12 protein-coding genes, 2 tRNA genes and 3 rRNA genes are annotated in these 23,655 nt (G+C 36.8%); 9 read left to right on the forward strand and 8 right to left on the reverse strand.

Annotated elements, in window-relative coordinates; all coding sequences use genetic code 11:
* Positions 1 to 48: 48 nt before the first annotated feature.
* Positions 49 to 570: a hypothetical protein gene (locus CLV00_RS15350; RefSeq protein ID WP_099715998.1), complete on the forward strand. Its 522-nt coding sequence runs from the start codon at positions 49 to 51 to the stop codon at positions 568 to 570.
* Positions 571 to 600: 30 nt separating this feature from the next.
* On the opposite strand, the gene CLV00_RS15355 is transcribed toward CLV00_RS15350, so the two are convergent.
* Together CLV00_RS15355 and sucC are read right to left on the reverse strand one after the other, a co-directional pair.
* Positions 601 to 2,169, reverse strand: a complete 1,569-nt coding sequence (locus CLV00_RS15355; protein WP_199074835.1) for a YdiU family protein — start codon at positions 2,167 to 2,169, stop codon at positions 601 to 603.
* A 220-nt stretch (positions 2,170 to 2,389) separates the two neighbouring features.
* Entirely contained in the window at positions 2,390 to 3,583 is a 1,194-nt protein-coding gene (sucC, locus tag CLV00_RS15360; RefSeq protein WP_099716000.1) for an ADP-forming succinate--CoA ligase subunit beta, read from the reverse strand.
* Positions 3,584 to 3,991: 408 nt separating this feature from the next.
* Between sucC and gltB the strand changes: the two genes are divergently transcribed.
* The 3 genes from gltB to lysA all read left to right on the forward strand — a co-directional run bounded on the left by gltB (position 3,992) and on the right by lysA (position 11,356).
* Complete coding sequence (gltB, locus tag CLV00_RS15365) at positions 3,992 to 8,497, forward strand: glutamate synthase large subunit (RefSeq protein ID WP_099716001.1); 4,506 nt, start codon at positions 3,992 to 3,994, stop codon at positions 8,495 to 8,497.
* Positions 8,498 to 8,510: 13 nt separating this feature from the next.
* Positions 8,511 to 9,965 carry a glutamate synthase subunit beta gene (locus CLV00_RS15370; RefSeq protein ID WP_099716002.1) on the forward strand — a complete coding sequence of 485 codons (1,455 nt, stop codon included), beginning with the start codon at positions 8,511 to 8,513 and terminating at the stop codon, positions 9,963 to 9,965.
* A gap of 170 nt (positions 9,966 to 10,135) precedes the next feature.
* On the forward strand, positions 10,136 to 11,356 hold the full coding sequence (gene lysA / locus CLV00_RS15375; RefSeq protein WP_099716003.1) for a diaminopimelate decarboxylase: 1,221 nt from the start codon (positions 10,136 to 10,138) through the stop codon (positions 11,354 to 11,356).
* A gap of 56 nt (positions 11,357 to 11,412) precedes the next feature.
* Here lysA and pafA read toward each other — a convergent pair whose 3' ends face one another.
* Positions 11,413 to 13,029 (reverse strand): alkaline phosphatase PafA, encoded by a 1,617-nt coding sequence (gene pafA, locus CLV00_RS15380; protein WP_099716004.1) that lies wholly within the window; start codon positions 13,027 to 13,029, stop codon positions 11,413 to 11,415.
* Between the two features lie 205 nt (positions 13,030 to 13,234).
* Here pafA and CLV00_RS15385 point away from each other — a divergent pair, with 205 nt between their 5' ends.
* A complete protein-coding gene (locus CLV00_RS15385; protein ID WP_099716005.1) occupies positions 13,235 to 14,011 on the forward strand; it encodes a hypothetical protein in 777 nt (258 codons plus the stop codon).
* Positions 14,012 to 14,102: 91 nt separating this feature from the next.
* Here the strand turns inward: CLV00_RS15385 and rrf are convergent.
* The 5 genes from rrf to CLV00_RS15410 all read right to left on the reverse strand — a co-directional run bounded on the left by rrf (position 14,103) and on the right by CLV00_RS15410 (position 19,312).
* Positions 14,103 to 14,212: ribosomal RNA gene (gene rrf, locus CLV00_RS15390) — 5S ribosomal RNA — on the reverse strand.
* Positions 14,213 to 14,359: 147 nt separating this feature from the next.
* Positions 14,360 to 17,243, reverse strand: a 23S ribosomal RNA gene (locus CLV00_RS15395).
* A gap of 191 nt (positions 17,244 to 17,434) precedes the next feature.
* Positions 17,435 to 17,508, reverse strand: a tRNA-Ala gene (locus CLV00_RS15400).
* Between the two features lie 93 nt (positions 17,509 to 17,601).
* Positions 17,602 to 17,675 (reverse strand) — tRNA-Ile (locus CLV00_RS15405).
* Positions 17,676 to 17,798: 123 nt separating this feature from the next.
* Positions 17,799 to 19,312: ribosomal RNA gene (locus CLV00_RS15410) — 16S ribosomal RNA — on the reverse strand.
* The 16S, 23S and 5S rRNA genes sit together here with 2 tRNA genes alongside, the layout of an rRNA operon.
* Before the next feature lie 952 nt (positions 19,313 to 20,264).
* Between CLV00_RS15410 and thrS the strand changes: the two genes are divergently transcribed.
* From thrS to rplT, 4 genes are all read left to right on the forward strand, one after another.
* A complete protein-coding gene (gene thrS, locus CLV00_RS15415) occupies positions 20,265 to 22,211 on the forward strand; it encodes a threonine--tRNA ligase (protein ID WP_099716006.1) in 1,947 nt (648 codons plus the stop codon).
* A gap of 16 nt (positions 22,212 to 22,227) precedes the next feature.
* Positions 22,228 to 22,785: a translation initiation factor IF-3 gene (gene infC / locus CLV00_RS15420; RefSeq protein ID WP_369800971.1), complete on the forward strand. Its 558-nt coding sequence runs from the start codon at positions 22,228 to 22,230 to the stop codon at positions 22,783 to 22,785.
* A gap of 116 nt (positions 22,786 to 22,901) precedes the next feature.
* Complete coding sequence (rpmI, locus tag CLV00_RS15425; protein WP_022827375.1) at positions 22,902 to 23,099, forward strand: 50S ribosomal protein L35; 198 nt, start codon at positions 22,902 to 22,904, stop codon at positions 23,097 to 23,099.
* 171 nt (positions 23,100 to 23,270) lie between these two features.
* Complete coding sequence (gene rplT, locus CLV00_RS15430; protein ID WP_099716008.1) at positions 23,271 to 23,615, forward strand: 50S ribosomal protein L20; 345 nt, start codon at positions 23,271 to 23,273, stop codon at positions 23,613 to 23,615.
* Positions 23,616 to 23,655: the final 40 nt, after the last annotated feature.

The following is a 23,655-nucleotide window of genomic DNA, read 5'->3' on the forward strand; positions in this document are numbered from 1 at the left end:
TTTTTTTTTGTATATTTAATTCATCATTACTACTTTATCCCTTGAAAAATGAAATTTATTCTCACCTTCTCTCTATTATTTTTTACTACACTCTTTTTTGGACAAAACAATAAAACTGAAGAACCAGCCATGTTTTTTGATTCAACCTTACTTTCAATAAATACAATGGAATATATTGAGCCAAATGAAATTGAATCTATAAATGTTGTCAAAAAAGACACCATAATAAATGGGGTTTTGTATCGTGGCCAAATTAACATTACTTCCAAAAACCCTAAGAAATATGATTTTATAAGTTTGGAACAAATTAAATCTGAATTTACCAAAATCAAAAGTAACGATGTCATTTATATGGTAAATGGAGCATTTATAAAAGACAATATTGAAACTTTCAAATTAGATCGAAACTATATTTTAGAAGTTGAAATCACTAATTCAGAAGAATTTTATAACTTAAGAAAGAGCGATACCAAATTTGACATCATCAACATCTTAGGGAAAACCAAAGAAAATTTAGAAAATAAAAACAAGGTTTTATTAAGAGGTCATGAAGCAATAGGTGTTAAATAGATTCTGTTTTCAATAGTGTTTAAATCTAATTTAAGAACTACAGCTTAACATAGAACATCCCACTTTATCTCTCGCCCAATCGGGTCTTTTGGCAAACCATTTTTGCAAATTCGGTTGTTCGTCATAAGGATTTTTAAGCATTTCAAATAATTCGTTCAGCAACGAATAATCTCCCTTATCCGCGTCATCAATACACAACTGCGCCATGTAATTTCGCAATACATATTTTGGATTCACTGTATTCATTTGCTCTTTTCTTTCAGAATCAGAAAGTGTTTCTTCATTGATTCGAATAGTGTATTTCTCAAACCAATCGTGCCAATCTTTCAATATTGCTTCATTCAAATCCTTTTCATTATAGAAGGCGTCTTTTATGGTATTGAAAGCATTTATTACAATATCCGCTTTGGTAACAGTACTCAGGTTCCTAAAGAAAATAGTCATATCTGTTTCTACTCGTTCCAACAATTGAGTCAAACTCTGAATCAAAACTACATCTTGTTCTTTTTTGATTTGGAAACCAAGCTTATTTTGCATCATATTCAAATACTCCTTTTCGTACTCTACACTAAAAGCATCTAAAATAGTTTCCAGCGGTTTCGCTTCCTTTATCAAAGGATACAATGCATTTGCCAATTGATACAGATTCCAAAGCGCAATTTCAGGTTGATTGCCAAAACGGTATCTTTTATGCTGTATATCGGTTGTATTGGGCGTCCAGCTGGAGTTGTAATCGTCTAACCAACCGTAAGGACCGTAATCAATGGTGATGCCGTGAATAGACATATTATCGGTATTCATAACTCCATGAACAAAACCTACGCGTTGCCAATGAACAATCATCTTGAGTGTAGTTTGGGTAACTTCTTGAAAAAAAGCCAGGTATTTTTCGACACCTTCTTGTTGAATATGAGGAAAATGATGTTTAATGGTAAAATCCGCCAATAATTTGAGATTAATATGATCTTCCCGAGCTGCAAATAATTCAAAACTTCCAAAACGAATAAAAGAAGGAGCCACTCTACAAACAATAGCGCCTTTTTCATAGGCAGGATTTCCATTATACAAAACATCACGCAATACTTGATCTCCAGAAAGCATTAGCGAAAGCGAACGCGTTGTTGGAACTCCCAAATAATGCATTGCTTCGGCACACAAATATTCTCGAATGGAAGAACGCAATACGGCAAAACCATCTGCAGTTCGGGAATATGGTGTTGGCCCTGCTCCTTTTAGTTGCAAAGTGTATGTTTTATTATCATGAACTACTTCGGTAAGATTGATAGCACGACCATCTCCTAATTGTCCAGCCCAATTCCCAAATTGATGTCCGGCATAACACAAGGCAAAAGGTTTTGTTTCCGGAAAAACAGTACTTCCTGAAAAAGTATTTAAAAAATCAGCGGAAACAATATCTTCCTGAGAAAGACCAATAGCATTAGCCACTTCAATCGAAGCGTGAATCAGCGATGGATTTGAAGGCTTTTTTGGCAAAACAAACGAATAACAAGCTTGTTGCACTTGCCTTGGCATATTGATATCACTCGTATCAGCAGGTAACTCGGCTATAAAATTATTTTGCAAATGAAGTTTCATAATATTTAAAAAAGAATTTTTTACAATAGTAAAGGTAACGGTTGTAAGTCAGTATTATTTATACTTTTATTTATTTTTATGATTTTTAGGTCCTAAAAATTCTAGCTATAAAAAAACATGTCCCATAAAAATAGATTTCAAAAAACAAAAAATCTACAGGTAAAAACAAAAAAATCCTGAGCTTTCACTCAGGATTTTTTAAATATATATAACAATTTTCTAATTAAGAAAGTGCTGCTTTTACTTGGTCAGCTGCTTCTTGAAATTCAACAGCAGATAAAATTGGCATTCCCGAATTATCAATTAATTCTTTTGCGATAGCTGCATTTGTACCTTGTAAACGAACAATGATTGGTACTTTAATTGCGTCACCCATATTTTTGTAAGCATCAACAACTCCTTGCGCCACACGGTCACAACGAACGATTCCACCAAAAATATTAATCAAAATTGCTTTTACGTTTTGATCTTTTAAGATAATACGGAAAGCAGTTTCAACACGTTTTGCATCAGCAGTTCCACCTACGTCAAGGAAGTTAGCAGGCTCAAAACCAGCATACTTAATTAAATCCATAGTTGCCATAGCTAAACCAGCTCCGTTTACCATACATCCTACTGTACCGTCAAGATCTACATAGTTTAAACCTACTTCTTTTGCTTCAACTTCGATTGGGTTTTCCTCACGAACGTCACGCATGTCAGCATATTTCTTTTGTCTGTATAAAGCATTATCATCGATATTTACTTTAGCATCTACAGCCATAATTTTATTGTCAGATGTTTTTAAAACCGGGTTGATTTCAAACATCGAAGCATCAGATCCAATATAAGCATTGTATAAAGAATCGATGAATTTCACCATTTCTTTGAAAGCATTTCCAGAAAGACCTAAGTTAAAAGCAATTCTTCTTGCTTGAAAACCTTGTAATCCAACAGAAGGATCAACCTCTTCAGTAAAAATTAAATGTGGAGTGTGCTCCGCAACTTCTTCAATATCCATTCCACCTTCAGTAGAATACATAATCATGTTACGACCTGTAGCTCTATTCAATAAAACAGAAACATAAAACTCAGAAGTTTCACTTTCACCAGGATAATAAACATCTTCAGCGATTAAAACTTTGTGTACTTTTTTACCCTCAGCAGAAGTTTGAGGAGTTATCAATTGCATTCCGATGATTTGCTCTGAAATCTCTTCTACTTGTTGTAAATTTTTGGCAAGTTTAACTCCACCACCTTTTCCACGTCCACCTGCATGAACTTGGGCTTTTACAACATACCAACTTGTACCAGTTTCGGTAGTTAATTGTTTTGCAGCAGCAACCGCTTCTACTGGGCTATTAGCAACGATTCCGCGTTGAATGCGAACTCCGTAGCTAGCTAAAATCTCTTTTCCTTGATATTCGTGTATGTTCATAATATAGAATTTGTCTGGATTCTGAATTTATTTCAGAATAAAAGTGGCACAAAAATAGCAAAATTAAACTTAACTGTTATTTTTTTTTCAATTTAAATGGAGTCTAAATTTAGATATTTTAAACCTGGCAATAACAGGCATCAAATTATAAAAAATATAAAAATTAATTACTAATTTGTTATAAATATTGAAGAAAAACCATCAGTAAAATATTTCTCTCAAAATTCTGGGCTTTATGGCTCAAATTTCATTTTGTTTTTGTCGAAAAATCAAATCAGATGTCCTTAAATCTTATTATTGTGATTTATTTAACCTTTTTCTATTAGAACTGTAAAAACAAGGCGTTTTTAACTTTTAAGCCTGTTATATGTTACTAAATCTTTAATTTTGTAAAAAAAAATATTAAGCATGAAAGTTAAAGAACAAGGCCTTTATTTGCCCGAATTTGAACACGACAATTGCGGAGCAGGATTCATTTGTAATTTGAATGGAATTAAATCAAATGATATTATACACAAAGCACTGGACATTCTAATCAAATTAGAACATCGTGGTGCTGTGAGTTCAGATGGCAGAACTGGAGATGGAGCTGGAATATTATTTGATATCCCTCATGATTTTTTTAAGAAAGTATGTGATTTTGAAATCCCAGAAGCTAGACAATATGCAGTAGGAATGGTTTTTATGCCAAAAAGTCCCAACCAAGTAGCGTTTTGTAAAACAACTTTTGAAGCATCAATACGTGATCAAAATTTAGAAGTTTTAGGATGGAGAGATGTCCCTGTAGATGTTTCTAATTTGGGTCAAATTGCTGCCGAAAAGGAACCAACCGTTAAACAAGTATTTGTTGGTAAAAATGGATTAGACCTTACAGAACAACAATTTAACGCCAAAATGTTTGCGGGAAGAAAAATTGCTGAACATACAATCAGGAATTCACGAATTTCAGAAAGTTACAGATTCTATTTTTCAAGTTTCTCCACTACAACCATTATATACAAAGGTTTGTTGATGCCGGAAGACATCAGTAGATACTATACTGATTTGTTAGACGATGACTTGGTAACCAGATTAGCTTTGGTTCACCAACGTTTCTCTACCAATACATTTCCATCTTGGGAATTGGCACAACCTTTCCGTTACATGTGCCACAATGGTGAAATCAATACACTTCGCGGGAATATTAGCCGTATGCGTGCTCGTGAAGAACTTATGAAAAGTGATGTTTTTGGTGATGACATCAAAAAATTATTCCCAATTATTTTAGAAGGAAAATCAGATTCGGCTTCTATGGATATGGTAATTGAACTGTTATTGATGACAGGTCGTTCTCTACCGGAAGCAATGATGATGGTTGTTCCTGAAGCTTGGGAAAAACACCAAACCATGTCGGAAGACAAAAAAGCGTTTTACGAATACAATGCATGCATCATGGAACCATGGGACGGACCAGCTTCTATTCCTTTTACAGATGGTAACGTTATTGGTGCTTTATTGGATAGAAATGGATTACGTCCATCTCGTTATACATTGACTAAAAGTGGTTTTGTAATTATGTCTTCAGAGATTGGTGTTCTTGACATCAAACCCGAAGATGTGATTCAACACGGTCGTTTAGAACCCGGAAAAATGTTTTTGGTTGACATGAACGAAGGTCGTATCATTGAAGATGATGAGATTAAAAATGCGATTGTAACCAAACGTCCTTACAAACAATGGTTGGATGAAAATTTATTGCAATTAGCAAAAATCCCTTATACTGACAATCCAATCCCTACGGAAAATATTGATTTCGAAACAAGACAACGTTTGTTTGGTTACACAATAGAGGATTTAAAAACAATCATAAACCCAATGGGAGCTGAAGGTGCAGAAGCATTAAGTTCTATGGGTAATGATACTCCGCTAGCTGTTTTATCTGATCAGCCACAACTGTTATACAACTATTTCAAACAATTATTTGCTCAGGTTACCAATCCACCTTTGGATGGTATTCGTGAAGAAATCATTACTGATATTAGTTTAGCGATTGGTGGAGATTTTAATATTTTTGATATTGAGCCTAAGCATTGTAAAAAATTAAAAATACAAAATCCTGTAATTTCAAACGAGGATTTAGATAAAATAAGAAATATTGATCATGCTGATTTCAAATCAGTCACTATTTCTACATTATACGATATAAAAAAAGGAGTAAACGGGCTAGAACGCGCTTTGGAAAGAGCGGTTCAGGCGACTTTCAAAGCAGTTTCAGAAGGTTGCAACATTGTGATTCTTTCGGATAGAGGAGTAAGCGAAAAAATGGCTCCAATACCAATGTTATTGGCGTGTTCTTACATTCATCATTCGCTTAACATTCTGAAAGTTCGTTCTAAATTTGGAATTATAATCGAATCCGCAGAACCTCGCGAACCACATCATTTTGCCTTACTATTTGGTTATGGTGCCAGCGCAATCAATCCTTACATGGTAAATGAAATTATTCATGACCAAGTTAACCAAGGTTTTATCACTGGTGTAAAAGCAGATTATGCTATTAAAAACTATAATAAAGCTATTGCAAAAGGGATTCTGAAAATCATGAACAAAATTGGTATCTCTACTTTACATTCGTACAGAGCGGCACAAATTTTTGAAATTTTAGGATTAAACAAAACATTCACTTCTAAATATTTCCCCTACACTCCTTCCAGAATTGAAGGAATTGGGCTAATGGAAGTGGAAAAAGAAATCAAGAAAAGATACCAAAAAGCATTTCCAAATTCAAAAGTCAGCAATTTATTGCCTTTAGAAATTGGAGGTATTTACAGATGGAGAAGATCAGGAGAAAAACACATGTTTAATCCAACGACGATTTCAAAATTGCAACAAGCAGTACGTTTAAACAGTCCTGAAAGTTATAAAGAATACTCTAAAATGGTCAATGATCAAAGTGAAAACTTGATGACCATCAGAGGTTTATTTGAATTCAATAACTTAGATCCTATTTCAATTGAGGAAGTGGAGCCTTGGACAGAAATTGTAAAAAAATTCAAAACTGGCGCCATGTCTTATGGATCTATCAGCCAAGAAGCTCATGAAAATCTAGCGATTGCAATGAACAGAATTGGTGGAAAAAGTAATTCTGGAGAAGGTGGAGAAGATTCTAAACGTTTCCAAAAAGACTTAAATGGTGATTCTAGAAATAGTGCCATTAAACAAGTTGCTTCTGGAAGATTTGGGGTTTCTATCAACTATTTGACAAATGCCAAAGAGATTCAAATAAAAATGGCTCAGGGTGCAAAACCTGGAGAAGGTGGACAATTACCTGGCGAAAAAGTAGTGCCTTGGATTGCTGAAGTAAGAAATTCTACACCTTATGTTGGATTAATTTCACCTCCGCCACACCATGATATTTATTCTATTGAAGATTTATCACAGTTAATTTTTGATTTAAAAAATGCTAATCGTGAAGCTCGAATTAATGTAAAATTAGTTTCTGAAGTGGGTGTTGGAACAATCGCTGCCGGTGTTGCTAAAGCAAAAGCCGACGTGATTTTGATTTCAGGATACGACGGAGGAACTGGAGCTGCACCATTAACATCACTTCAACATACGGGTATTCCTTGGGAACTTGGATTAGCAGAAGCACAACAAACATTAATTCTAAATGATTTAAGAAGTCGTGTAGTTTTAGAATGTGACGGGCAATTGAAAACAGGACGTGATGTTGCTATCGCTGCATTACTTGGAGCTGAGGAATTTGGTTTTGCAACCGCTCCTTTAGTAGCATCTGGTTGTATTATGATGAGAGCGTGTCACTTGAATACGTGTCCTGTAGGTATTGCAACTCAAGATCCTGAATTGAGAAAAAATTTCAAAGGAACACCGGAACACATCATCAACTTCATGTATTTTATTGCTGAGGAGTTGAGAGAAATCATGGCACAACTTGGATTTAGAACATTAAAAGAAATGGTGGGACAATCTCAAAAATTGAATGTCAATAAAGCCATCAAGCATTATAAAGCAAGTGGATTAGATTTATCTACTATTCTATATAAACCAGAAAAAGCTAAAGAAGTTCCAAACCACAATACGACTACACAAGACCATGCTTTAGACCATGTACTTGATTTTGAAATTATAAAAGCGGCTATTCCTTCTATTTATAGAAAAGAAAAAACAAGAGTTACTTTTGATATCAAAAACACAGACCGTTCCGTTGGAGCTATATTGAGTAATGAAATTTCAAAAATATATGGTGCACAAGGTTTACCTGAGGACACAATATTAGTTGATTTTACAGGTTCTGCCGGACAAAGTTTTGGTGCTTTTGCAACAAATGGTCTTTCTTTTAAAATACATGGAAACTGTAATGATTATTTAGGAAAAGGACTTTCTGGAGGTAAATTAATTATAAAAGTCCCTCCTACTGCCACTTTCAAACCAGAAGAAAATATCATTATTGGTAACGTGGCACTTTATGGAGCAATCACTGGTGAAGCTTATATAAATGGTATGGCTGGAGAACGTTTTTGTGTGAGAAATTCTGGTGCAACAGCTGTTGTAGAAGGGATTGGAGATCATGGATGCGAATACATGACTGGAGGAACTGTAGTGGTTTTAGGAAAAACAGGAAGAAATTTTGCTGCAGGAATGAGCGGTGGTATTGCTTATGTTTTTGATCCAAATAAAAAATTCGATGCTACATTATGTAATATGGAAATGGTCGCTTTTGAAACATTGGAAGATGATGACTTTACCAAACTGAGACGTTTGATAAAAAATCATTCTATGTATACCAATAGTCCTTTGGCAAAAAGGATTTTAGAAGATTGGGAAAACCAACGCAACCATTTTATCAAAGTAATGCCTACTGATTACAAAAAAGCATTACAGAGATTGGCAGAAGAAAAAAAATTGAAGAACTAATAGCACTATAGTCATGGGAAAGATAGGAGGATTTAAAGAATATACTAGAACCGACGAAAGTAATGTTGCTGTTCCAGAAAGAGTATCGAATTATGATGAATTTACAATTCCGTTAACCAAAGATAAAATCAAAGAACAAGGATCCAGATGTATGGATTGTGGGATTCCATTTTGCCACAGTGCCTGTCCATTAGGAAATTTGATACCAGATTTTAATGACATGGTACATCAGGAAGAATGGGAAAGTGCATTGAAAATATTGCAATCAACCAATAACTTTCCAGAATTCACAGGCCGTTTATGCCCTGCTCCATGTGAAAAATCATGTGTATTAGGAATTATAAGCGAGCCAGTAGCTATCGAGAATATTGAAAAAAATATTATCGAAAGAGGTTTCGCTGAAGGTTGGATTAAACCACAACCACCAGAAGTTAGAACAGGAAAAACAGTAGCTGTAATAGGCTCTGGCCCTGCTGGCTTAGCGGCTGCACAACAATTAAATCGTGCAGGACATACTGTTACGGTTTTTGAAAGAGACAATGCCATTGGTGGATTACTACGTTATGGGATTCCAAATTTCAAATTAGAAAAAGGAATTATCGACAGACGTGTTGCTGTTTTAGAAGCTGAAGGAATTACTTTTAAAACTAATGTAAATGTTGGCGTAAACTATAGTGTTGAAGAATTAAATTCTTTTGATTCTATCGTATTATGTGGTGGTGCAACCGAAAGACGAAGCTTGCCTACCAAAGGAATAGAAAGTAAAGGAGTTGTACAGGCAATGGACTTTTTAACGCAACAAACTAAAGTATTGTACGGAGAATCCATTCCAGATCAAATTAAAGCAACTGGTAAAGATGTTATCGTTATTGGTGGTGGAGATACAGGTTCAGATTGTATTGGAACTTCAAACAGACACGGTGCAAAATCAGTTACTAATTTTGAGATTTTACCAAAACCACCAGTTGGAAGAAGTGAAACTACTCCTTGGCCATTTTGGCCATTGCAATTAAAAACATCTTCTTCACATGAAGAAGGTTGTAATAGAAACTGGCTAATCAATACCAAAGAATTTATTTCTAATGAAAAAGGAGAACTTGTTGGTTTAAAAACCGTTGAAGTTGCTTGGAAAATGACACCTGGACAAAGACCTGAACTGATAGAAAAAGAAGGTTCTGAAAAAATTTGGCCTTGTGATTTAGCTTTATTGGCACTTGGATTTACAGGTCCGGAGAAAACTTTAAGCGATCAATTAGGATTAGAAATTGATATGAGAAGCAATTTTAAAGCGACTAATTATCAAACTAATGTTCCTCATATATTTACTGCTGGTGACATGCGAAGAGGACAATCTTTAATTGTATGGGCAATATCTGAAGGTCGTGAAGCTGCCAGAGAAGTTGATAAATACTTGATGGGTTATACCAATTTACCTACCAAAGGAAATGGTGATTTACCCAACTTATAGGTTTGAATAACATTTTATAACCCTTGATAGAAAAATTTGTCAAGGGTTATTTTTTTATAAAATTTCAAATAAATGTTTAATTTATAACTTTTTGTTAGAATTTGTTAGAATTCATCTATTAGCTTGTGGGACTAAATAAAGAATAATAAATTTGCTCAAAATTAATAATCATGCAATCAAAAGACTTACTACAATTAGCAGAACAATTTGGCAGTCCATTATACGTTTATGATGCCGAAAAAATACAATCTCAATACAACAGATTAACGAAAGCTTTTTCAAAGGTAGATAAGTTGCGCATCAATTATGCAATGAAGGCTTTGTCTAATGTTGCTATACTTCAATTATTGAAAGAAATGGGGTCAGGATTAGATACTGTTTCAATTCAAGAAGTATTATTAGGACTTCATGCCGGCTACGACCCAGACAAAATATTTTATACTCCAAATGGTGTTTCTCTTGAAGAAATTGAAGAAGTATCGGCGATGGGAGTTCAAATAAATATTGACAACTTATCCATATTAGAGCAATTTGGTACAAAATACCCAAATGTACCTGTATGTATCAGAATAAATCCGCACGTAATGGCTGGTGGAAATGCTAATATATCTGTTGGTCATATCGATAGTAAATTTGGTATTTCTGTTCACCAATTACCTCATTTAGTTCGTATTGTTGAAAATACTAAAATGAACATTGTCGGAATTCATATGCATACCGGCTCTGATATTTTAGATATCGAAGTATTTTTATATGCTGCCGAAATATTATTTGATGCCGCTAGAAACTTTAAAAACCTTGAATTCTTAGACTTTGGAAGTGGATTTAAAGTACCTTATAAAAAAGACGATATCGAAACTGACATTGAAGAATTAGGTAAAAAATTATCCAAAAGATTCAATGCCTTTTGTACTGAATACGGGAAAGAATTAACATTAATATTTGAACCTGGGAAATTTTTAGTAAGTGAAGCAGGTTTCTTTTTAGCTAAAGTAAATGTAGTTAAACAAACTACTTCGACTGTTTTTGCAGGAATAGATAGTGGTTTTAACCATTTGATCAGACCAATGTTTTATGGTTCACAACATCATATCGAAAACATATCACATCCAAAAGGGAAAGAACGTTTCTACTCTGTGGTAGGATATATTTGCGAAACCGATACTTTTGCTAATAACAGAAAAATTGCTGAAATAAAAGAAGGTGATATTTTATCTTTTAGAAATGCAGGAGCTTATTGTTTCTCTATGGCATCCAACTACAACTCTAGATACAAGCCAGCCGAAGTATTATGGATGAACGGTGAAGGTCATTTGATAAGAGCGCATGAAACCTTTGAGGATTTATTAAAAAATCAAATTCCGCTGCCAGTTGCAGCAACAACAGCATAAATAAAAAAATCCCATTCGCTAATGCAAATGGGATTTTTTGATAATACGCAATACTATTATTTCTTATCTAACAGCGTATCTAAAACTTCAGATTCAGTTCCATTAGGAAATGGAATTTTCAACATTTGTGAAAGGGTTGGTGCTATTTGAGTAATGAATTTTTTAGTGTGCAATTCTCCTTTTGGAACTTGCCATCCATAAAAAAGCAAAGGCACGTGTGTATCATAACTATTTGGTGAACCATGAGTAGTTCCTGTGGCTTGATATTGCATATAGCCTGTTTTATCAAGTATAACAATATCACCATTTTGTTTAGGATCATAGCCTTTAGAAATAAAACTTAAAAAATAGTCATCTCCTGACGAAGCTAAAATTTCTTCTTCAGTATACACTCTTTTAACTTGTTCTTGCGTCATCAAAAAATCTTTAAAACTTTGCTTCACTTTTGCTAATTCTAAACCTTTCTGTTTAATAATTTCTTTATTGAAAAAAAGATTAAAGTTAGAATAATCTAATATTAAATCAGCGCCGAAAGTTTCGTTAGAATGTTTTTTTAATGCCTCTACAATGTCTTTAGAAGGAATATTTTTCACATTATATTTATTATCTTTTAGATAATTTGGATTTTCAGCACCAGCGTGATCAGCAGTCAAAAAAAGCAAGTAATTATCCTTTCCAACCGTTTTATCTAAATAGTTTAAAAACTGAGCCATCGTCTGATCTAAACGCAAATAAGTATCCTGCAACTCCATTGAACGTGGTCCAAAAGTATGTCCAACATAATCCGTTGAAGAAAAACTAACCGTCAAAAAATCCGTAATTTCATCTTTGCCTAACTCTTCTTTTTCTATAGCTTTCATGGCCAATTCCGCCAAAATATCATTCCCAAAAGGGGTAGTTCTCAAAACATCTGCTCCTTTTTCTTTATACATTTTACTTAAATCGTAAGGAAAAACTGGCGCATTAGCTTTATCTAACTTTCCTTCATAAGGATTATCATCAGGAAGACTTTCATTATAAGTTGCTATGGGATTCAATAAATTCCATCCTTTATTAATGTAATTCATGTATCGTTTTTCTTGATTAAATTCAGTTACCCAATTCGGTAATGCTGAACCATAAAAAGTGCTTGAGATAAAAGCTCCAGTTTTACTGTACCAAAATGCCCAATTAGCAAAATGTCCCGCAGGCAAAATTGCTCCACGATCTTTGACACTCATCCCAATTACTTTCCCTTTAAAATTTGTCGCCATTCGCAACTCATCTGTAATGGTGGTGCTTAACAAATTTTTTGGAGACATTGCTCCCTCTTTTTCTGTTCCGTCACCTACTGTTTTAACTGAAGCATCATCAGTACAATACATATCTTTTCCAGTAGCTTTATTAAACCAATCATTCCCTACGATACCATGAGTAGACGGAGTAGTTCCAGTATAAATACTCGCGTGACCCGGTGCAGTATAAGTAGGTACATAATTATAATGCATATTGTGAAAAGTATAGCCATTATTCATTAATCTTTTAAAACCATTCGCAGAAAAGTCATCTGAAAAACGATATAGATATTCCATTTTCATTTGGTCTACCACTATACCTACCACTAATTTTGGGCGTTGTTGAGCTTGTGAGTTTAAAGACATAATAAATGTCAAAAACAAAATAATTCTTTTCATATTATATTTTTATATAGTTTAGCAAAAATACAATTTAATGTTTAAAAATTGTACGGAACAAAACTTAAAACCTATAAATTAATCTTCTCTTAACTCGGTTAAAACCAAATCTAAAAAAATATGAGCACTTAAAATATAAAGGCTCTTCAGATTAAATTATGACAGATTAAATTTTAAATTTGAATTAGTTTAAAATAAAGTAGTTATGGAAATGTATGACAATGAAAATACTGCACACAAATCATTTGATGAAAATTATTTATCCGAAGAGTTGTTGCAGGCTCAATGGGCTGAATTCATAGAACTAAAGAAAGTAATTACCGAAATATTCCTTAAAAAAGGAAGTCCAATAACCATCTTAGACATAGGAATTGGAAATGCAAGAATAGTAAAACATTTATATGCAATACCAGAAATGTGGGATATGATTGAATTCTATGACGGCACTGATAATGCCGAAACATGTGTTATTTTATCCCGCAACACAATAAAAGAATTAAATATTGAAGACAAAGTAAGTGTTTATTTTTTAGATGCAGTAAATTTAAATCAATTACAAAAGCATTATGATTTGATTATTACAACTTGGTTTACAGCAGGTAATTTTTATCCTGAAAACTTCCCTTTTGAAAATTATAATTTATTATCCAAAAAACTTGATTTATCAAAAAATGAAAAATTTGATACTATTTTCACCTTTGCCTATAAAATGCTGAATGTAAATGGAGAAATTTTAATTGGAGCCTGCTATATTGACAACGAGAATACAAGAAAAAAGCAAGAACTATCGTATCAGAAAATGGGAATGACAGTAATAACTGATGCAAAAGATAGTTTTACGGCTACTAAAGAAAGATTTTGGTCACAACGATTTACAAAAGGAAAAATACACAGCTATTTTCAATTTGTGAAACAGGAGAAAATATCATTTACACCACTTGATCCTTATAATTATGCTATGCAAATAAGGATAAAAAAATGATAACAATCCTCTAAATTCGAACATTACAATAATAAAATATTGATTTATAACAAAAAAATCCTCATCAAATAAATGATGAGGATTCTTCAAAGAAAGGCGACGACATACTCTCCCACATAACTGCAGTACCATCTGCGCAGGCGGGCTTAACTACTCTGTTCGGGATGGGAAGAGGTGAGCCCCGCCGCAATAACCACCTTAAGAGGTTATAATTGCTTTGGGCAATTATTGTAACAATTAACAATTTATCATTGATAATTAATTACATAATATCTTAACATACTGAGATAAAGAAAATAAAAAGTATTAGAAAGTTTCTTCTCCCGTCCCGAAAGACGGGAGAAAAGCGTACATAAGCTTACGGGTTATTAGTACTACTCGACTATGACATTACTGCCTTTACATCTATAGCCTATCAACGTGGTCATCTCCCACGACCCTTAAAAGAAATCTCATCTTGTGGTGGGTTTCGCGCTTATATGCTTTCAGCGCTTATCCCTTCCAAACGTAGCTACTCTGCGATGCCACTGGCGTGACAACAGATACACTAGAGGTTTGTCCAATTCGGTCCTCTCGTACTAGAATCAGATCCACTCAAATTTCTTGCGCCCACAGTAGATAGAGACCGAACTGTCTCACGACGTTCTGAACCCAGCTCGCGTGCCACTTTAATGGGCGAACAGCCCAACCCTTGGGACCTTCTCCAGCCCCAGGATGTGACGAGCCGACATCGAGGTGCCAAACCCCCCCGTCGATATGAGCTCTTGGGGGAGATCAGCCTGTTATCCCCGGCGTACCTTTTATCCTTTGAGCGATGGCCCTTCCATGCGGAACCACCGGATCACTATGCTCTACTTTCGTACCTGATCGACCTGTATGTCTCTCAGTCAAGCTCCCTTATGCCATTGCACTCTACGCACGGTTACCAAGCGTACTGAGGGAACCTTTAGAAGCCTCCGTTACTCTTTTGGAGGCGACCACCCCAGTCAAACTACCCACCAAGCAATGTCCCCCGCAAAGCGGGGTTAGGCCTCAGATAAACAAAGGGTTGTATTTCAACAATGACTCCACAACGCCTAGCGACGCCACTTCACAGTCTCCAACCTATCCTACACATCATTTATCCAAGGTCAATACTAAGCTATAGTAAAGGTGCACAGGGTCTTTTCGTCCCACTGCGGGTAAGCGGCATCTTCACCGCTACTACAATTTCACCGAGCTCATGGCTGAGACAGTGTCCAGATCGTTACACCATTCGTGCAGGTCGGAACTTACCCGACAAGGAATTTCGCTACCTTAGGACCGTTATAGTTACGGCCGCCGTTTACTGGGGCTTCAATTCAATGCTTCTCCGAAGATAACATCTCCTCTTAACCTTCCAGCACCGGGCAGGTGTCAGGCCCTATACTTCATCTTACGATTTTGCAGAGCCCTGTGTTTTTGATAAACAGTCGCCTGGACCTCTTCACTGCGGCCAGCATTGCTGCTGGCGACCCTTCTCCCGAAGTTACGGGTCTATTTTGCCTAATTCCTTAGCCATGAATCTCTCGAGCACCTTAGGATTCTCTCCTCGACTACCTGTGTCGGTTTGCGGTACGGGTACTTATTACCTGAAGTTTAGAGGTTTTTCTTGGAAGCCCTTAGGCGCACTATCTCTTTGTCCGAAGACTCCGAGTACTATCGTATTTCCCCAAGCCGCGTGGATTTGCCTGCGCAGCTTATAGGTAGGTACTTCAACGAACTATTCCGTCAGTTCGCGGCGCTTTCATCACTCCGTCACCCCATCACAGTAATAACTAGTACGGGAATATTAACCCGTTGTCCATCGACTGTCCCTTTCGGGTTCGCCTTAGGTCCCGACTAACCCACAGCTGATTAGCATAGCTGTGGAAACCTTAGTCTTTCGGTGTGCGGGTTTCTCGCCCGCATTATCGTTACTTATGCCTACATTTTCTTTTCTAACCAGTCCAGCATGCCTTACGACACACCTTCTACCCTGTTAGAATGCTCCCCTACCACTTGTAATAAATTACAAATCCATAGCTTCGGTAATATGTTTATGCCCGATTATTATCCATGCTCGTCCGCTCGACTAGTGAGCTGTTACGCACTCTTTAAATGAATGGCTGCTTCCAAGCCAACATCCTAGCTGTCTGGGCAGACAAACCTCGTTCTTTCAACTTAACATATATTTGGGGACCTTAGCTGATGGTCTGGGTTCTTTCCCTCTCGGACTTGGACCTTAGCACCCAAGCCCTCACTGTTATGAAACATTATATAGCATTCGGAGTTTGTCAGGAATTGGTAGGCGGTGAAGCCCCCGCATCCAATCAGTAGCTCTACCTCTATATAACTTTACGCATAACGCTGCACCTAAATGCATTTCGGGGAGTACGAGCTATTTCCGAGTTTGATTGGCCTTTCACCCCTACCCACAGGTCATCCGAAGACTTTTCAACGTCAACCGGTTCGGACCTCCACACTGTGTTACCAGCGCTTCATCCTGCCCATGGGTAGATCACACGGTTTCGCGTCTAACACTACTGACTAAAGCGCCCTATTCAGACTCGCTTTCGCTACGGATCCGTGGCTTAACCACTTATCCTTGCCAGCAACGTTAACTCGTAGGCTCATTATGCAAAAGGCACGCCGTCACCCCACTAAAGGGCTCCGACCGCTTGTAAGCGTATGGTTTCAGGATCTATTTCACTCCGTTATTCACGGTTCTTTTCACCTTTCCCTCACGGTACTGGTTCACTATCGGTCTCTCAGGAGTATTTAGCCTTAGCGGATGGTCCCGCCAAATTCAGACAGGGTTTCACGTGCCCCGCCCTACTCAGGATACCACTATCGTTATCTTCTATTACTTATACAGGGCTATCACCTTCTTTGGCTCTACTTTCCAGTAGATTCTAATTCTATCCGCAACAAATAACGTGGTCCTACAACCCCAACATTGCCGTAACAACATTGGTTTGGGCTAATCCGCGTTCGCTCGCCACTACTTACGGAATCACTTTTGTTTTCTTCTCCTCCGCCTACTTAGATGTTTCAGTTCAGCGGGTTTGCCCACCTATCGGTGTACTATGTCTTCAACATAGTGGGTTGCCCCATTCAGGTATTTACGGATCGTATCGTGTGTGCCAATCCCCGTAACTTTTCGCAGCTTATCACGCCTTTCATCGCCTCTGAGAGCCAAGGCATCCCCCATACGCCCTTATTTTGCTTATTGTACCAATCTCGTTAATTAAAACGAGACCGTTTCTTTACTTGTCTAATGATAAACAAGTAAAAATGCTTTCTACTTTTTATTATTTTCTTATCTCAATATGTCAATGAACTTTTTTCTAGTGATTAGCCCTTAGTAATTAGTGATTAGTTTTTGACTAATTACTTTTTACTCTTTACTATTCACTCGAATAGTGGAGAATAACGGAGTCGAACCGTTGACCTCCTGCGTGCAAGGCAGGCGCTCTAGCCAGCTGAGCTAATCCCCCAATCTAATTATGAATTGTGAATTATGAATTATGAATTTATATTTCATAACTCCTCAACTCTAGAATTTCTTCTTTTATTTAAGTCTAAAATAGTTGTCTCGGACAGACTCGAACTGTCGACCCCTACATTATCAGTGTAGTACTCTAACCAGCTGAGCTACGAGACACTCTTATTCTTAAATGGTATTATTTGAACTAACAGCAAGAGTAATAAAACGTTGGGGTTTGCTTCCAACTTGAACTTTCGTCTTCTTTCTTTAGCGTGCATATAGCTAACACTAAAGCTCTAGAAAGGAGGTGTTCCAGCCGCACCTTCCGGTACGGCTACCTTGTTACGACTTAGCCCTAGTTACCAGTTTTACCCTAGGCAGCTCCTTGCGGTCACCGACTTCAGGCACCCCCAGCTTCCATGGCTTGACGGGCGGTGTGTACAAGGCCCGGGAACGTATTCACCGGATCATGGCTGATATCCGATTACTAGCGATTCCAGCTTCACGGAGTCGAGTTGCAGACTCCGATCCGAACTGTGACCGGTTTTATAGATTCGCTCCTGGTCACCCAGTGGCTGCTCTCTGTACCGGCCATTGTAGCACGTGTGTAGCCCAAGGCGTAAGGGCCGTGATGATTTGACGTCATCCCCACCTTCCTCTCAGTTTGCACTGGCAGTCTCGTTAGAGTTCCCGACATGACTCGCTGGCAACTAACAACAGGGGTTGCGCTCGTTATAGGACTTAACCTGACACCTCACGGCACGAGCTGACGACAACCATGCAGCACCTTGTAAATTGTCTTGCGAAAAGTCTGTTTCCAAACCGGTCAATCTACATTTAAGCCTTGGTAAGGTTCCTCGCGTATCATCGAATTAAACCACATGCTCCACCGCTTGTGCGGGCCCCCGTCAATTCCTTTGAGTTTCATTCTTGCGAACGTACTCCCCAGGTGGGATACTTATCACTTTCGCTTAGCCACTGAAATTGCTTCCAACAGCTAGTATCCATCGTTTACGGCGTGGACTACCAGGGTATCTAATCCTGTTCGCTACCCACGCTTTCGTCCATCAGCGTCAATCCATTAGTAGTAACCTGCCTTCGCAATTGGTATTCCATGTAATCTCTAAGCATTTCACCGCTACACTACATATTCTAGTTACTTCCTAATAATTCAAGTTTAGCAGTATCAATGGCCGTTCCACCGTTGAGCGATGGGCTTTCACCACTGACTTACTAAACCGCCTACGGACCCTTTAAACCCAATGATTCCGGATAACGCTTGGATCCTCCGTATTACCGCGGCTGCTGGCACGGAGTTAGCCGATCCTTATTCTTACAGTACCGTCAAGGTTCTACACGTAGAACTGTTTCTTCCTGTACAAAAGCAGTTTACAATCCATAGGACCGTCATCCTGCACGCGGCATGGCTGGATCAGGCTTGCGCCCATTGTCCAATATTCCTCACTGCTGCCTCCCGTAGGAGTCTGGTCCGTGTCTCAGTACCAGTGTGGGGGATCTCCCTCTCAGGACCCCTACCCATCGTTGCCTTGGTAAGCCGTTACCTTACCAACTAGCTAATGGGACGCATGCTCATCTTTCACCGTTGTGACTTTAATTATAAAGTGATGCCACTCTATAATACTATGAGGTATTAATCCAAATTTCTCTGGGCTATCCCTCTGTGAAAGGTAGATTGCATACGCGTTACGCACCCGTGCGCCGGTCTCTAGTTCCGAAGAACTATACCCCTCGACTTGCATGTGTTAAGCCTGCCGCTAGCGTTCATCCTGAGCCAGGATCAAACTCTTCATCGTATATTGTGTGAGATCAGATAAATCTTCTCTCTTTGTTTATTCGACTAAATTCTAGTGGTTTTTTCAAATCTCTCGATTCTATTACTCTCATTCTTTTGTTTTGAAATCTCTTTCAAAACGGCTGTCAATTCAATATGTCTAGGAACGTGTTCTTCTTTGTTTTTCCCTTCGTTAACACTACTTAAAGTGTTTCTCGAAGCGGGTGCAAAAGTACAACTTCTTTTTTAACTGGCAAGAAAATTTTGAAGTTTTTTTTTGGAAATTTTTATCTCCGTTTTACTACCGTTTTCTTATCAGCTTGTCAAGGAACTTTGCGCGTTTTGCGGGGTGCAAATGTAATAAGCTCTTTCTAATCTCACAAGCTTTTCTGAATCTTTTTTTGAAAATAAATTCCCTCTCTCAATCCAGTTTACTTGTCAGTCTTCTAAAGAACGTCTGCGTCATTGCGGGTGCAAAAGTAGCACCTTTATTCGCTTTTACAAGCTTTTTTAAACCTTTTTTTCATGTTTTCTTAACCCAATCTTTAACTCGCTGAAAACATGATTCTTGAATAGTAAAGTTTTTTATACTATTCAAAAGAAAAATCAAAAAACACACCAGATTCTCCTTTTATCAAGACTATACAATATATACGTACCCATAATCTTTATTCACTTTTTTAATTAACACCCCTAATTACTCCCTATTTCGGATGATTTAAGCAGGATACGACTAACCAAAACCACTCTCCTAGCCCCGATAGCAGTGAAAATCCTTTTCTCTCGTTTCTTTACGAGAGAAAAGATTACAACGAATAGCGGGAAACAGCTCCTAATTATAACACTCCTACTAAACTCATATGCTATAATAACTCTTCTTTTAGTTTTTAGACCTATTTATGATAACAAACCTTATATATATATTGTATGTATTTTTGTAATGGTCTATATTTGCATTCTTAAAATAATAAATGATGATTAAGATTACTTTGCCCGATGGGTCAGTTAAAGAGTTTGCTCCTGGGATTACTCCTATGGATGTAGCCAAGAGCATTAGTGAAGGATTTGCCAGAAATGTTATTTCGGCTTCTTTTGATGGTACAACTGTGGAAACAACAACTCCTTTGACGACGGACGGCAGTCTTATATTATATACTTGGAATGACGAAGGCGGAAAAAAAGCTTTTTGGCATTCTACTTCACACGTAATGGCACAAGTTCTTGAGGAAATGTTTCCTGGTATAAAATTAACTCTTGGACCAGCAATCTCTAATGGCTTTTATTACGATGTAGATTTTGAAGACCAAAAAATCACTGATGCTGACTTTAAAAAAATTGAAGATCGTGTTCTTGAAATTTCTAGAGGTAAGCATGAATTCAAACTACGTCCCGTTTCTAAAGCTGAAGCTTTAGAACTATATAAGGACAACGTTTACAAAACAGAGCTTATTAGCAATCTTGAGGACGGAACAATTACGTTTTGTGATCACGATACGTTTACTGATTTATGTCGTGGTGGGCATATTCCAAATACTGGAATAATCAAAGCGATGAAAATAATGAGCGTTGCAGGAGCATACTGGCGTGGTGACGAGAAAAACAAACAACTGACTCGTGTTTATGGAACTTCATTCCCTAAACAAAAGGATTTAACGGAATACTTAGAATTACTGGAAGAAGCAAAACGTCGTGACCATAGAAAACTAGGAAAAGAACTTGAACTTTTTGCTTTTTCTCAAAAGGTAGGCGCAGGTTTACCATTATGGTTGCCTAAAGGAGCCGCTTTAAGAGACAGACTAGAACAGTTTTTGAAAAAAGCACAGAAAAAAGGTGGATACGAGCAAGTGGTTACACCACATATTGGTCAAAAAGAATTGTATGTAACTTCAGGACATTATGCAAAATATGGCGCCGATAGTTTCCAACCTATAAGCACTCCAGCTGAAGGCGAAGAGTTTTTATTAAAACCTATGAACTGTCCTCATCACTGCGAAATATACAATGTACGTCCTTGGTCATACAAAGATTTACCAAAGCGTTATGCTGAATTTGGTACTGTTTACAGATACGAACAAAGTGGAGAATTACACGGTTTAACTCGTGTAAGAGGGTTTACTCAGGATGACGCGCACATTTTTTGCACTCCTGAACAACTAGACGAAGAGTTTAAGAAAGTAATTGACTTGGTACTTTATGTATTTGGTTCATTAGGATTCGAAAACTTTACCGCTCAGATTTCACTGAGAGATAAAGAAAACAGAGATAAGTATATAGGTACTGATGAAAACTGGGAAAAAGCGGAAAATGCAATTATTAACGCTGCAGCCGACAAAGGTCTAAATACTGTAGTAGAATATGGCGAAGCAGCTTTCTATGGTCCAAAATTGGATTTCATGGTAAAAGATGCCTTGGGAAGACAATGGCAATTAGGAACGATTCAGGTTGATTACAACCTTCCAGAACGTTTTGATTTAACCTACAAAGGATCTGATAACGAATTGCATAGACCAGTAATGATTCACAGAGCACCTTTTGGTTCAATGGAACGATTTATCGCTATTTTATTAGAACATACAGCAGGAAATTTCCCTCTTTGGCTGATGCCTGAACAAGCTATAATATTGTCTTTGAGCGAGAAATATGAAATATATGCGAAAAAAGTTTTAGATTTGCTAGAAAATCACGAAATTCGCGCCCTCATTGACAATAGAAACGAGACAATCGGGAAGAAAATTAGGGATGCAGAAATGCAAAAAACCCCATTTATGTTGATTGTAGGTGAGGAAGAAGAGAAAAATGGGACTATTTCTATCCGTCGTCATGGACAGGAAGGAAAAGGAAATATCAGCGTTACAATAGAAGAATTTGCTGCTATTGTAAACGAAGAGATCAATAAAACATTAAAAGTATTTACAGTTTAACTTAAATTATAAAGTCATAGCAATAAGAAGCAACAGAGGTTACCAACCTCGCGTAGAAAAAAAAGATGCCCACAGAATAAACAGCCTTATTCGTGGTGTACAAGAAGTAAGACTTGTAGGTGAAAATATTGAACCTGGAGTTTTTAAACTTTCGGAAGCTTTAAGATTAGCTGACCAATTTGAATTGGATTTAGTTGAGATTTCACCAAATGCAGATCCACCGGTTTGTAAAATCATGGATTATAAGAAATTTGTTTACGAGCAAAAGAAACGTGATAAAATCCTAAAAGCGAAATCTACACAAGTAGTCGTTAAGGAAATTCGTTTTGGACCTCAAACAGATGAGCATGATTACGAATTTAAGAGAAAGAATGCTGAGAAGTTCTTGAAAGAAGGTGCGAAATTGAAAGCATTTGTTTTCTTTAAAGGACGTTCGATTATCTATAAAGATCAAGGGCAAATCTTATTATTAAGATTAGCTACAGATCTTGAAGAATTTGGTAAAGTGGAAGCGATGCCAGTTCTAGAAGGAAAGAGAATGATAATGTTCATTGCCCCTAAGAAAAAGAAATAAGTCTTAAAGTCAAAAGTCTTAAAGTCAAAAGTTGAATACTTTTGACTTTAAGACTTTAAAAACTTTCTGACTAAAGAAGATAAGTAAGTAAGAATAAATTAAAACACTAGGAAAAAATGCCTAAAATGAAAACCAAATCTAGCGCCAAGAAACGTTTCAAAGTTACTGGTTCTGGAAAGATTAAAAGAAAGCATGCTTTTAAAAGTCACATCTTGACTAAAAAGTCTAAAAAACGTAAATTAGCTTTGACACATTCAGCGCTAGTTCACAAAACAGATATGAAAAGCATCAAACAACAATTAAGAATTATTTAATTAAGTCTTAAAGTTTCAAAGTCAAAGGTCTTAAAGACTTTCGACATTAGACTTTAAAAACTTTTGACTAAATAATCTTTAGGTTAAAACAATTTCAAATAACCTTGGAGTATGGCCATTAAGTGCTTTTGATTAAATTCAAGCCGCCTGCTACAAAAAAACAGTAAAATTATGCCAAGATCGGTAAATTCAGTTGCTAAAAGAGCAAGAAGAAAAAAAATAATGAAGCAAGCCAAAGGTTTCTTTGGTAGACGTAAAAACGTTTGGACAGTTGCTAAGAATGCGGTAGAGAAAGCAATGTGCTACGCTTACCGTGACAGAAAAGTGAATAAAAGAAATTTCCGTGCTTTATGGATTCAACGTATCAACGCTGGAGCTAGATTGGAAGGAATGTCTTATTCTCAATTCATCGGGAAATTAAAAGCTAACAATATCGAATTGAACCGTAAAGTTCTTGCCGATTTAGCAATGAATCACCCAGATGCTTTCAAAGCAATACTTAACAAAGTAAAATAAACGTTTTATAAACTCAATTTAGATTACTTACTTATATAGA

The sequence above is a fragment of the Flavobacterium sp. 11 genome, from assembly GCF_002754315.1.
Classification (GTDB): Bacteria; Bacteroidota; Bacteroidia; order Flavobacteriales; family Flavobacteriaceae; genus Flavobacterium; species Flavobacterium algoritolerans.

Excerpts from the sequence above, each read along its gene's own strand:
- CLV00_RS15350 (WP_099715998.1), top strand. The coding sequence starts at position 49 with ATGAAATTTATTCTCACCTTCTCTCTATTATTTTTTACTACACTCTTT.
- lysA (WP_099716003.1), top strand. The coding sequence starts at position 10,136 with ATGCAATCAAAAGACTTACTACAATTAGCAGAACAATTTGGCAGTCCA.
- CLV00_RS15385 (WP_099716005.1), top strand. The coding sequence starts at position 13,235 with ATGGAAATGTATGACAATGAAAATACTGCACACAAATCATTTGATGAA.
- rpmI (WP_022827375.1), top strand. The coding sequence starts at position 22,902 with ATGCCTAAAATGAAAACCAAATCTAGCGCCAAGAAACGTTTCAAAGTT.
- sucC (WP_099716000.1), bottom strand. The coding sequence starts at position 3,583 with ATGAACATACACGAATATCAAGGAAAAGAGATTTTAGCTAGCTACGGA.
- CLV00_RS15370 (WP_099716002.1), top strand. The coding sequence starts at position 8,511 with ATGGGAAAGATAGGAGGATTTAAAGAATATACTAGAACCGACGAAAGT.
- pafA (WP_099716004.1), bottom strand. The coding sequence starts at position 13,029 with ATGAAAAGAATTATTTTGTTTTTGACATTTATTATGTCTTTAAACTCA.
- thrS (WP_099716006.1), top strand. The coding sequence starts at position 20,265 with ATGATTAAGATTACTTTGCCCGATGGGTCAGTTAAAGAGTTTGCTCCT.
- rplT (WP_099716008.1), top strand. The coding sequence starts at position 23,271 with ATGCCAAGATCGGTAAATTCAGTTGCTAAAAGAGCAAGAAGAAAAAAA.
- gltB (WP_099716001.1), top strand. The coding sequence starts at position 3,992 with ATGAAAGTTAAAGAACAAGGCCTTTATTTGCCCGAATTTGAACACGAC.